This window comes from Vibrio penaeicida (genome assembly GCF_002933855.1).
GTDB classification, from domain to species: Bacteria; Pseudomonadota; Gammaproteobacteria; order Enterobacterales; family Vibrionaceae; genus Vibrio; species Vibrio penaeicida_A.
In genome coordinates this window covers 41,146-53,131 of record NZ_BFAQ01000001.1, presented here as the reverse complement: position 1 = coordinate 53,131, position 11,986 = coordinate 41,146, and the positions used below count along the sequence as shown (strand labels likewise).

The 11,986-nt window shown below is 43.4% G+C and carries 9 protein-coding genes; 3 read left to right on the top strand and 6 right to left on the bottom strand.

Features of this window, described 5'->3' with window-relative positions; translation table 11 throughout:
• Window positions 1-283: 283 nt before the first annotated feature.
• The gene (locus VPNCDNU1_RS00250) at window positions 284-1,255 is read left to right on the top strand and encodes a hypothetical protein (protein ID WP_104398486.1); all 972 of its coding nucleotides are present in this window, start codon (window positions 284-286) and stop codon (window positions 1,253-1,255) included.
• A gap of 80 nt (window positions 1,256-1,335) precedes the next feature.
• Window positions 1,336-3,081, top strand: a complete 1,746-nt coding sequence (locus VPNCDNU1_RS00245) for a HEAT repeat domain-containing protein (protein ID WP_104398485.1) — start codon at window positions 1,336-1,338, stop codon at window positions 3,079-3,081.
• A gap of 39 nt (window positions 3,082-3,120) precedes the next feature.
• Here the strand turns inward: VPNCDNU1_RS00245 and VPNCDNU1_RS00240 are convergent, their stop codons facing one another.
• The gene (locus VPNCDNU1_RS00240) at window positions 3,121-4,311 is read right to left on the bottom strand and encodes a sugar efflux transporter (protein WP_104398484.1); all 1,191 of its coding nucleotides are present in this window, start codon (window positions 4,309-4,311) and stop codon (window positions 3,121-3,123) included.
• Window positions 4,312-4,606: 295 nt separating this feature from the next.
• On the opposite strand from VPNCDNU1_RS00240, the gene VPNCDNU1_RS00235 reads away from it, so the two are divergent.
• Window positions 4,607-5,500, top strand: coding sequence for a helix-turn-helix domain-containing protein (locus VPNCDNU1_RS00235; protein WP_104398483.1), 894 nt, complete (start codon window positions 4,607-4,609; stop codon window positions 5,498-5,500).
• A gap of 8 nt (window positions 5,501-5,508) precedes the next feature.
• On the opposite strand, the gene VPNCDNU1_RS00230 is transcribed toward VPNCDNU1_RS00235, so the two are convergent.
• The 5 genes from VPNCDNU1_RS00230 to VPNCDNU1_RS00210 all read right to left on the bottom strand — a co-directional run bounded on the left by VPNCDNU1_RS00230 (window position 5,509) and on the right by VPNCDNU1_RS00210 (window position 11,968).
• A complete protein-coding gene (locus tag VPNCDNU1_RS00230) occupies window positions 5,509-6,045 on the bottom strand; it encodes a nucleotidyltransferase domain-containing protein (RefSeq protein WP_104398482.1) in 537 nt (178 codons plus the stop codon).
• Between the two features lie 64 nt (window positions 6,046-6,109).
• The gene (locus VPNCDNU1_RS00225; protein WP_104398481.1) at window positions 6,110-6,436 is read right to left on the bottom strand and encodes a hypothetical protein; all 327 of its coding nucleotides are present in this window, start codon (window positions 6,434-6,436) and stop codon (window positions 6,110-6,112) included.
• 144 nt (window positions 6,437-6,580) lie between these two features.
• Window positions 6,581-8,941, bottom strand: a complete 2,361-nt coding sequence (locus tag VPNCDNU1_RS00220; RefSeq protein WP_104398480.1) for a Lon protease family protein — start codon at window positions 8,939-8,941, stop codon at window positions 6,581-6,583.
• A 235-nt stretch (window positions 8,942-9,176) separates the two neighbouring features.
• On the bottom strand, window positions 9,177-10,166 hold the full coding sequence (locus tag VPNCDNU1_RS00215; protein ID WP_104398479.1) for a zinc-dependent alcohol dehydrogenase family protein: 990 nt from the start codon (window positions 10,164-10,166) through the stop codon (window positions 9,177-9,179).
• A 632-nt stretch (window positions 10,167-10,798) separates the two neighbouring features.
• The gene (locus tag VPNCDNU1_RS00210) at window positions 10,799-11,968 is read right to left on the bottom strand and encodes a p-hydroxyphenylacetate 3-hydroxylase oxygenase component (protein ID WP_104398478.1); all 1,170 of its coding nucleotides are present in this window, start codon (window positions 11,966-11,968) and stop codon (window positions 10,799-10,801) included.
• Between the last annotated feature and the right edge of the window lie 18 nt (window positions 11,969-11,986).

Sequence of the window (11,986 nt, the reverse complement as noted above, 5' to 3'; positions counted from 1 at the left end):
ATTTTACTCACATTAGTTGAAAGATATTCGATCATTTAATTTTCGAAGAGAATTAAATAAATCTTTTATTAATCAATAAAATAAAATCCCACTACAAATATAAGCTTATTATCTTACGTAGAATAAACAATAAGTTAGCCATCTATTGACTGGAATATAAATCTGACTAGGTTAAATGGGTGTTTGAAATGCAGTTTTCAATTTAGACCTTTCATACCTTTATTGTTATTCAAACATTGGTCTCTTGACCTTAGCTTACAGGATTAATATTAAGGATAAGACAATGAAGAAAGCCTCAAATATGGCATTAGCTGTCTGCGGCACTTTGGCAATAGGGATATATTCTCTCTCTGCCAACGCAGGCACTGTTAATGCTGGAACAGTTTTAAACAAAACACACTCAGCAAACGTACATAACGTTGTTGGTCGGTTCCAACAAACGCGGCATGCCTCTGGTTATGTGACTTATACAGGTGGGAAAATACTGGGAAATACCGACAACAAGTTCACTGTAAATGTGGGTCCACATAATACGAAAATTGGAACCGTCTTTGGGAATACCAACCTTTCGTTTAACCCCCAAGAACTCAACTGCGTACGTGGGTTACATCTATCTCTTACTGTGAATGCGACTACCCCTCTTTCTATTAGCCCAACATGTAACGCCCTGTTAAGGGCAGACATTAAACGCACATTTTCTCACACTATTGCAGCCCCTGAAGTGCCGATTCCTGAAGTACCTATCGATCCAGCAGGCGTATTCAAGCTAGGCGTAAAAATTGGTGCTGTTTTGAAAACGGGAGCAGATTTTGCCGCCGGTTTGGAAGTGGGTGGCTTTGACAAGCCAAACACCCCAATTGAAGTTAATGGGCAGCGTCGCCCCGACTTCGTTTACGCGTCTGTTCGCCCATTTGTTTCTGGTGATGCGACAGCCAAAGGTTATGCCATGCTGAATTTTGGTGTTAAAACCATCGAAAAAGGCGTTAAGGGTGCGATCAACTTAGTGAATGTAGGTACAAAAGCACATGCAGAGGCTGGCGTAACCTACAAAGAAGGCAGCTCTACGGATTTTCAGTACTACACACGGCTTAAATGGGATGCCAGTGCAAAAGGCGGGAGTGGAAACATAGGGCTGTACTGTCAGGTGAAATTGTTTGGCATATGGAACATTCTTAATGCAGAGACAACACTCATCAGCTGGTCACCAATATGGGAATTTAGTCACACTATTTACGATAAGACCACGTATATATAAAACTCAAACCGGGGGCGAGCACACTGCTCGTTCCCTTTTGGTATGGTGGAATTGAGTTATACATCAATTGAGGGGGAGACATGAAACGGATAATTTTATTGCTAACTCTGGGTATTGTTGCAGCTGTAGGTGCATCGGTATTTGTATTTCAAGAAGAACATGAAACGCAAGACAACTCCGACAGCATTCCAGTTTATACACCCGAGAAAAACAGCGAACCAGCTTCCATCTCAACGATTGCTAAAAGCGCAGGAGAGCAAAGATCCGATCCTGTTCATCGCTATCGCGTGGCTCTCACAACAACCATGAGTAATCCCAAAGCTCAATTGGGTGAAATGACGTACCAATTCAATATGGCTTTAAAAGCAACAAACCGTCAGCCAAATGTGTATCTAGGGCAAATATACAACATTCAATGGGCAACAGATTCACAAGGGGAAGATCGCCCAAAGCGCCTCATGTTTACCGCTCAATTTTCGAAGGGCTCTTTTGAAAACGTAGATTTACTGGGGCTAAACAACTCTCACCCGCTGACCATTATCAATACAACACTCACTCAGTTTTCTTACTTTTCTGGCAGCAAAACACTGACCCTAGCAGATGGAAAGCACCGTTTTTATTTCGCCCGACAAGATGCATCTAGCCTAGAGCGAGACTGGCTTGGTGCGGTGTCTGACTCGCAAAGCTATCAGGTAATCGAACAACAAGATAAGTGGAAATTAACTCACGATACTGCAGGCTTCCCACAAACATTGGCGCATACCCACACGCGAACCGTCGACTATGAAAACCAAAAACTGACCGTTGTTCAACAAACCAATATTTCACCTTTGAGGAGCACAATAGCGCTCAATTGGTCGATGAACCAATACGCAAGTAACGCGAATCAACATTTAAAAGGGTTAGACGTGGCTACTGCCAGCAATAACGCGGCAGTGAGTGAAGCCAACTTTGTGGAACAATTCGAATTGTATGCAGGTTCACCTAACCTAGACAGCGCCCACCTTATTGGCGCTTATCTAGCTGATCAGGGTTTTAACACAGTGAAAGATTGGCTTCAAAACCAAAACCTAACGGACGACCAACAATCGCTTTTAATCTTTGCGCTGGAGCGCTCACAAAGCCCTGAAGGGGAATACATTCTCTCACAATTGATAGAAGACAATTCATTAGATGAAGAAAACCGGCTGCGCGCTATTATGTCGATATCCAAAATGGGTGATGTGAATTCAATTCATGCTCTGCAAGCACTAGAAGCTGCCAGCGACAACAGTAATCAAATCATATCTGAAACTGCCTTGCTCAACATCGGCATTTTAGGGAGCCAATCCGAGTCCTTACGCAGCGACGTTTCCCAATACCTAAGTAAAAATTTGCAGTCTGAAGAGGCTTCTTATCTCACTTTGGTTTCCATTGATAACCTAGACGATCGCGCACTTGATAGCCAAGTATCCAATTATTTAAAAAGCGAGCATTTTGATGAAAGGATGGTGGCAGCGAGAGTATTAGCCAGAAACCCTGAAATGAAGCAAACACTTCGTGAACAAGCAATAAAAGACAGCAATCCAAATGTCGTGCGAGAAATAGTGAATGCTCGTTTGGCTACACCGGACTTGCTGCCATTTGATGCAAACTATCAGCACCAACTTCGTAGCCGGCTTATGAATGGAGACATTCCGACGCCGACAAAAGAAATGCTCTTTGAATATCTGATGTCGGGCTCCCAAAATACGCCGGAAAATCAGGCGGTCGCAGAAGCTCTGTATAAAGAAGCAGAGCTGTCTGAGTCCACAAGACAAAAACTTGCCAGCTTGATTAGCCAATAAGACATTGACTAACAAGCTATTTACCCATAAAACCAAAACTCAATAAGCAGGGGCAATAGGGCGAGCATTGCGGTTTCTAAGGGCTGCCATCGCCAAGAAAACTAGCCCTAAAACTGTTCCGCCTAAGCTCAAGTAAAACGTGCTGTAATAGTTGTACATGCCACCCACAATACCAATAGAGATACTCGCCAACATCGTACTCCCTTGCAACACGTTAGAGAATAGAGTGGACGCAACCCCAAGTTGGTCTTTCATCATGTCTTGTAAAATGACCATACCTAGTGAGGCGGTAATTCCCACGAATATGCCATTGCATATCTGCATCGCGATCAACTGCCATACTTCTGTTGCTTTAATAATGCCGATGAAAAACACCATACCGCATACTAATGCAACCCCAACCACTCGGTTCCCACCATATTTAGCCGCCAACCAGCCAGCCGCAAGCATAATTGGGATCTCACATAACGCTGCAATACCCAAAAAAGTACCTGGTAAGCTTTCACTTAGCTCTAACTCTTTGGTGATGTATAGCGGCATCGCTGTTAAGTACAAACCATTAGCAAAAAATGCCATCAGCATGGATAAGCAAAACAAAACTACAGACGCTCTTTGATACCAAGGAACCGTTATGGATGTCTCTTCTTCCTTTTCTTCCTTCATCTCACCATCAGGTAGGAAAAAGAAGACAATCGCAATCGTCAACACGATCATGCCAGCAGACATTAAAAAGGTCGTCGAGAAGCCATATTCCGCCTTAATGATGAAAGCGATTGGCGGCCCGAATACCCACGCGAGCGCCATTCCTGCTCGTAAGGTAGACAAAAATGTTGTCGCCTGATCGTTCAAATACTTATCAGCGTATTCGCGTGCCAGTGCGAATGCCTGACCATAAATCGCCCCGGTCACACTGCCAAATACGACTGAGATGGCCACCGCCAAGTAATAATCGCGGATGAACGAAAAACCAAGCACCGTGACCAAATATCCGCTGAACGAAATCAGTAAGATCTGTTTTCTTTTCCACCCTCGATCTGAGTGATAAGCAATAAATTGCGATACCACTACCGAGCTGAAAACAGAAAGTACTAAGAAGGCGCTCAGCATAGCAGGAGTCGCATTTAAAGCTTCCACCATAAACAAACTAGACAAAGGGAAGAAAAATGATCCACAAAGCCCGGTAGCAAAGGTCGTAAACAAGAACAGCATGGCAGTTCTATTTGTCCACATAGCAAGATCCTCACCGTCGTGCCTTTACACATTAAAGGCACAACATATTGATATTATTAAATATTAAAATAAAAGAGTGGCCGCTCTAAGTATCGACATGCGCAGGTTTATCAAAATCTGCGTATCCGATGTAAGTGCAATAAGTCTACTGAATATAATGCACATGATTGGTAGAAATCTGTCGTGTGTCGATACTATTCATTCAAAATTACATTACACTTTGACAGCCTCATACAGTAACGGGTATACCCAGAACATGAGTTATTAGGTAAACAAAACCTAGAAAGGAAAATGAATGAGACCTTTTGTTGAAGCCATTGGAGATAAACCTCATTTCAATTGGAAAATCAGTGAGTACGTTTGCGACGTGCCTAAAGAGGGTTATGCCTGCGCGTGGCACTATCATGTGGAATATGAATTGGTCCTATATCGCGACCCTGGGGATTGCTTTGAAGGCAATTTTTTTGCAGGCGACCATATAGGAGAAGTAAACCACAATACACTGCTGCTTTTTGGTCCGGGTTTGCCCCATATGCTTTCGGGCCGTTCGTTTGCGCATGCCTCCCAACCACATAACACTTTGATTTTGTGGTTTACCCAAAGCTGGATAGACAATTTGGTCAAAGCAGCACCAGAGCTCGCTCATATCAAACCTATGCTTCACCGCTCTTATCATGGTATTGAGTTTTCTAAAGAAATGGGAGAAATGATATTTCACAAAATGAAAGACCACCGAGTACTTTCCGCCCACCAGCAACTTCTTAATGTGATTGATGCATTAACACAGCTAGCTGACGATAAAACCGCTACGTCACTATCCTCATCAAGTTATGGTATCGAACAAGTAATGCAGCCCGATGAAAGCTTTAGCCGAGTTGAGTCTGCAAGGCAATTCATTGAAAGCCATTACCACGAGCCTATTAAAATCAGTGACTTTTGCAAAACGCTTCACATGAGTGAAAGCTCTGCTTATCGATTATTTGAAAAGCATTTTAAAGAAAGCTTTTCGGAACATTTAAAGAAGTTCCGAATAGGGAAAGCGTGCGAATTGTTAGTCAACTCCGACATTCCGGTATCACTAGTGGCAGAACGGTCAGGGTTCAATAACTTGTCTAACTTTAACCGCCAATTTAAAGAGAAGAAGCAAATGACCCCATCCGATTTTAGGGGCCAGTTTATTCGCAAATAGAATTTTAATTAAAGCTGCTTAGCCAAACGCTTTAGATACCCTTTAGCTAAGTCTTTATCGCCTCTACTAAGCCATTTAACACAATCAAAGAGTTCCCAAATCAGCCCGTCATCTCCATTCGGGTAGACCGGAAAGTTTTCATGCTTAGGTGCTGATTTGTTCGATATTCGACTTGGCGTCACGGAGTTTTTATCGAACAAGACCTTATAAGGTTTACATATCTCAAATTCTTCAGATACATCTAGTACGTGTATTTCAGCACTTGTCATATCACCAAACAAATATTTGCGAAAACATGCTTTGTCATTGTGCTCACTCGATAAACAGTAAAAAACCTCTTTCCCTAATACAAACTGTTCAAACTGATCGTTATTATTCTTATGAAAATTATTGGTGCAAAATACAACGATATCTGCGTCCGACACTCTATCGCCAGTCCCACCCGCCAGCGAACCGACCAATACTGCCGCCAGTACATCTGGTGATTCTTGAAAGGATGAAACTGCATCTTTAATCAATGCTTCTTGCTTATCCAAACACTGCATGATTACCTCTTAGCAACAAGGTTTTTCGAGAGAGCGTATGTAACACTATTTCGCTCTCCCTATATCAACTGAAATCAAACTCTTGGTTATACAGTTTTAGCACGTTCACTAACGGTTCTTCCCAACCCAAGCATTCTTTTAATTGGGCAACAATGCCTTCCACAAACTGCTTTTCAACGTTGATTTCAATTTTCATCAATGGGTAATTTTCAACATCACCAATCGCACCAAACACGGGGCTAGACCCCAATAACGCGCGGTGCGAACCAGTTACCGAGCCAATCGCCCAGCAATGATCATAGTTACCTATTCTATCGACACCCGACTCATGCAGCGTGCTCAGTACTTTGTCTTTTTGGTCTGGCTGACAGAATATTTCCAATTTGTACATTCGGGCTTCCTTATTTTAAAGTTAAGCGTTGGTGGACTGTGCCGTATCTTACCCAAACTTGAAGTTGCTTAACTTTCACTATTTACAATGTAAATTCAGATACAGAAAAGGGGCTTTCGCCCCTTTCAAATTTTTATTGTTCAGTTACTTACGTAGTGCATTCAGCTTCGCTTGTGCGACACCAAAGACGGAATCGATTGGGTAAGCGCCTTCGTCGCCCAATTCACCTGGTTGCTTACCTGTAAAGATTTCAACGGCTTCAGTCACGTGGTCAATCGCCCAAATATGGAACTCGCCTTTCTCAACCGCTTCAACCACATCGGTGCGAAGCATCAAATTATGGACGTTCGATTTAGGAATGATGACCCCTTGATTCGATGAACGCCCTTTAATAACGCACACATCAAAGAAGCCTTCAATTTTCTCATTCACGCCTCCAATAGGCTGAGACTCACCGAACTGATTCATTGAGCCCGTGATCGCAATATCTTGTCGAACTGGCAGTTTAGAAAATGCCGAAACAATGGCGCAAAACTCCGCCATACTGGCGCTATCGCCATCTACGCCGCCATAAGATTGTTCAAACGTAATATGCGTGGTTAACGGGACTCTAGCGGTTTTGCCAAATACAGAGGCAAGGTAAGCCGAAAGAATCAACACGCCTTTTGAGTGAATACTGCCACCCAAATCGACATTACGCTCAATATCAATCACCTCACCGTCACCGTACGCCGTTGTCGCTGAGATTCGGTTCGGCGCCCCAAACATGTGATCGCTCGTGCTCAACACGGAAAGCGCATTCACCTGACCAACTGCCAGCCCTTCGGTGTGAATAAGCGTGGTGCCATTGGTAAAACTTTCCATAACGCTGTCTTTTAACCTGCCGACACGCATCTCTTGGCTTGATAACGCTTGCTCCACATGGCTGGCACGAATCAAGTTGGATTTAGCAGCGCGAGCAACATAGTTAGACTCTCGCAGCAAGTTAGCAATGTGAGCAGAATGCAACGAAAGCTTGGTACAATCCCCAGAACGGCGAGAGCTGTGCTCGATGATTCTTGCAATGGCTTTCTTGTCGCAATGCAGCATGCCATTGTCGTGAACAATGCTAGAGATAAAGCGCGCGTAGTGAAGCTCGGCTTCTGGTGTTCGCGTCATCTCATCTTCAAAATCTGCCGTTACGCGGAACAGCTCGCCAAATTCGGCATCATAATGCTGTAAAAGCTGGTAGGTACGGTAATCCCCAAACAAGATGATTTTCACATCCAGTGGAATGGGTTCCGGATCGAGCGAGACCGCGCCAGTCAGAGTCAGCTCTTTCTCTAACGAGGTTAAGCTTAGTTGGCGAGCACGGAGCGCACGTTTTAAACCGTCCCACACATAAGGCTGCTCTAACACTTTCACCGCATCCATAAGAAGCACGCCACCATTGGCTTTATGGAGGCTACCCGCACGGATAAGTGAGAAATCAGTAAACACGGTGCCTTTGAACGTTGCGGTCTCCGTGTAACCAAACAAACTGTGGTAGTTGGGATTGTCTTCCACAATGATGGGGAAGTTTTCGTCCTTTTGGCTCACCAACACGTTAATTTTATAGCGACGTGGTAGCTTTTTATCCAACGATGCCGTGGCGACTTCGCCATGCTCGTTCGCTTCTTCCAAGAAGATATCGACGTTTTCAACGATGTCTTTTTGCAGTTCACCCAGATATTTCTTCACTTCCGTAAATTCTGAGTAATCTTTCTTAAGCTGCTTAATGAAATGGCTGATCACATCCAACGTAACATCACTGTTCAGCTTTTGGATTTTCTCGGTATAGGTTTCTTCCCACTCTGTTAGCTGGCGAACCATAGTGCGCAGTGAAATTTCTAAAGAATCGATGGTTTTGTCGAAATAGTCTTGCTCTTTTGGCGTTAACTCATCAAAGGACTCTTCAGTATGTAAATCTTCACCGTTCATGGCAACAAATTGGTAATCGCCCTGATTAGTGATGGTTAAGCTAATACCGCGCTCTTTGGCATCTTTACTGATGTCTTCAAGCTTTTCTTGTTGCTTAGACGCAAGTTGGTTTTTCAGCTTGTCGGCACGGGAATAGTAAATTTCGTTATCAAAAGCCAGCGGCATCGCTTTAACCAGTTTGGTCATAAGCTTTTCGATGTCTTTACTTAAGTTTGTTCCTACCCCTGCTGGAAGCTTAAGTACTTTAGGTGTGCGAATATCATCAAAATTCGCGACATAGCACCAGTCGAAGGTGGATTCATTGTCCACTGGGTGGCGGTTTAAATAACGCAACACCATGGTACGCTTACCCAAACCATTTCGACCGATGGCATAAATGTTATAACCCTTCTCTTTGATGGACATAGCGAATTCAACTGCTTTTTGTGCACGTTCTTGCCCAACAATTTCATCAATCGGTTCAATATTCTTAGTTGAAGTGTGTTCGAAGTCTTCTTTTAAAGCATGTACATACAGATCGTCTGCGCAAAGTTCTTTGATTCCCATAACGACTCCTTTCACTAGATTTTAATTCTTGTTTTCTCGATCAAATGACAGAGCCCAACTAGGCTATGTGGCGACAAAAGGGTGACAAATTTTAGCCACCTATATTCAATAAGTTAGCATAGAGAAAACGCATCGGGTGTGGGGCAACTATCATAAAAGGCAATTCCAGCGATCGTTTGCACAAAATATAACCAACTGTCGCTAGGATTGCATTTTGCTAATGCTCATGTTTGGCTTATTCGATAGTCAAAATAATCTTTCCGTTTAATGCCACTGATTCATCCTCAATAAGCTCAATAGCAGATAGAGCGGCATCTAACCGAACGTGGCGATCTACATCTAGCTGAATTTGGTTCTCAATGAAATGGTCAAGCATCATCGTGAACCTAGCTCGACGGCTATCTCTGCCGACCGCGCCTTCCCAGTGCCGTAAAAAAAACGTACTAAATGCAATATTCTGACGTTTAACATGCTCGAAAAAACTAGGCTCATAAAAATTGAGAGAAAGAGTACCGTAGTTAATAAAACGTCCCTGCTTACATACAGTTTTAACGAGCTGACTTCCTGCTTTACCGCCTATAGCATCGAGAGCTACATTTGGTTTGGGTACATCAATCTTCTGAATTTGGGATAGTAAATCGACTCTTGCATCTAGCACATGGGTGGCCGAGTACGGATAGTCTTCTGGTTTTGAGGTTACAACAATTAGACTGAATCCTAGCGATGAAGATAACTGGGCGAAGATCTTGCCTATTGCAGAGCTACCAGCGTTGATGATAACGACATCTTTTCTTGTCAGTTGAGCTATTTCTACCGTCAGAACCCAAGCTGTCAAAGCATTGATATATAGCTGACATGCGTAACCGTTATCCAGTGATTGGGGAATATGAAAAAGATTCTCTGGCAATACATCAATATACTTCTGCCACGTACCACTTGTCGCTACGACAACTCGCTGACCTGATTCAAATTCTGTGTGATTAGACTCAATCACTGTTCCAACAGCTTCGAACCCTGGCACCCTAGGTGTTTGATGGTTATGTTTATACTGACCGATACCACGAATAGATAACAAATCGCTAGGATTAATGTTGGTTGCTTCAACTCTAACTCGAACTAGATCTTCAGCCAGAATGTCTACTGGAACCATTTCTAACGTCAGTGATTCTTTGGGATGACCAAAACAAATTTGGTTTATTCGTATATTTCGTTCAGTACTTGTCATGTATAGATTTCTTCAAAACTTCATGAACAGTGTTGCTGTTGATAAGGTGGTCTAGCCATTCGTCTACAGCCAAAGAAGTATCTTTGATATGTTCGAATTAAATTGAAATATGAGTATTTCATAGACGGGTTAACAAAGAAATGTCCATTTCCAAGCTAAAACCCCAATTTCAGTTTTCACCCAAAAATAAATAGAAAAGACAGTAAAAAAGCAGGAACGCAGAAAAGAAAAAAGCGACACATAAAGATGTGTCGCTTAGCAAAATTGAGTAAGGCTGAAACTAAGCCAACCTTGCCATAAGCTATAAATTACACTGGAAGCAATGTGAGCAATGTCGTGTCAAAGAAATCCAGATTCGATTCACCATTACTTTAAAAAGTTCAGAGTTAAATGATTCAACTCTATGACAAACCGTTTCTTTTTCCCTTTCGACGAGACAAACAATAATCATTCTCATTTAGATTGTCAAACACTTTATTGATAATTGTTCTCATTTAATGTTTTAAGAGCGATTAAGACGCCATTCTTGGGGAATAAAAAACGCGGCTCGCTTCGAATGAAAAAGCGAGCCACGGTGGAAAAGGCTCAGCCTTATCCAAAGAGGAATTGAGTTTTAAGCTAAGTAAGGTGGCTTAGACCATGGATGGATCTGGGTCTAACCCCATTAGCTCGCGGCCAAAGATCTGAGCACACACATCGTAATCGGTATATGCGTGCGCGCCTGTCATGTGTGAGTCTCTGAATAGACGCTGTGCTTCGTTGTCTTCAAACCATGAATTGCCACCCATCGCTTCAAACAAACGGTCTACGGCTTCAATGCACATTTTTACCGCGTAGGCTTGGTTAGTGCGCCAGTGCGCCAATGTTTCACGATCTGGATAACGTTTTTGCTCGCCGTATTCTTTGTGCTCTTCCCACGTTTTTTCTAAGAAAGCTCGCGCGGCATTTACCTGGTGTGTAGATTCGGCAAGACGCATTAATGCAGGCGTTGCACCGCCAACATTGACCCCCGTATAGGCACGCACACGGTTCTTAGTCTTCTCTTTAAACACGTGCAACATGCGCTCTGCAATGCCAAGGCTAATCGCTGAAAATCCGCAGGCAAAATAAGGGCGATAAGGCGCATAAAAGATTTTGCTGTCTGGGTATAAATCGAACCCTGCCGACTTCCCTTCCATCATGTCTTTCGCGGCTTCAATGCGGTGTTCTGGAATGAACACATCTTCGATGATCAGTGTTTTTGTGCCACTTGATTTCATACCTGCCGCAAACCAATCGTCCTGTATGCTGTATTCACTGCGCGGTACTACGCCAAATGAATAGATTCGCTCACCCTGAATACCTTCACGCCAAAAACCGACGATTGCCCATTCAGCATGGTCGCAGCCACTGCTCCAACGCATCTGCCCATTGAACAGAACACCGCCTTCTACTTCAACCACTTTGCCAAAAGGTGCAATACTGCTGCTCGCTGTCGCGTCTGGGTTCTCGCCCCAAAATTCTTCCTGCGCCTGTTTGGAAAACATCGCCATTTGGTGGCTGTGAGTAGAAAGCAAACTTGCCGCCCAAGCGGTACCGCCACACGCACCTGCTAACGCAGCAACGCAATTGGTAAATTCCGGCAAAGACACTTCTAGCCCACCGTATGCTTTAGGCTGTAAAGCACGGTGAAAGTTAATACTTTTTAATAAGCGTATGTTCACTTCAGGTGGCGTTCGATCTCGCTCTGCCATCGCGGCATTTTCAGCAATGGTAGGAAGAATTTTATTCAGTTCGTCGAGTAAAGGGTTATTAGTATTCATAGTTGTCTCACATTATTG